The sequence below is a fragment of the Butyricicoccus sp. AM27-36 genome (assembly GCF_003480945.1).
Lineage (GTDB): Bacteria > Bacillota > Clostridia > Oscillospirales > Butyricicoccaceae > Agathobaculum > Agathobaculum butyriciproducens.
The window spans coordinates 270,032-270,390 of the sequence record NZ_QUJR01000004.1; the positions used below are offsets into that span (position 1 = coordinate 270,032).

At 54.3% G+C, this 359-nt stretch carries 1 protein-coding gene; it reads right to left on the minus strand.

Going from position 1 to position 359, the window contains the following annotated elements:
• A partial coding sequence (locus DW724_RS15995; RefSeq protein WP_243105706.1) for a ParB/RepB/Spo0J family partition protein occupies nucleotides 1–359 on the minus strand: 359 nt, incomplete at both ends.

Below are 359 nucleotides of genomic sequence, written 5' to 3' on the forward strand. Positions count from 1 at the left end.
GAAATCTGGTTACGGCTTTGGCCGACCTGTTCTGCCAAAATTTCTCTGGATTCTTTACCAGCCAACTTCCGCCCAACTTGGGCGGAAGTTAAATCCATGCGTTCTCCCTGATGTCGCATAGCCTCCAGCTTCATCTTATAAGCGAAAGCTCTCTCACTGGGGAGCAGGCTTTCACGCTGCAAGTTGCTGTCCACCATAATGATGGTGGCGGCGTCATCGTCCAAATCCCGGACAATGACCGGCATGGTTTCTTTCTCAGCCAGTTCACTGGCCCTGTGCCGCCTGTGTCCGGCTACTAATTCATAGCCGCCCTCCGGGTCAGGTCTTGCAATCGCCGGAACCAGCACACCATACTGCCG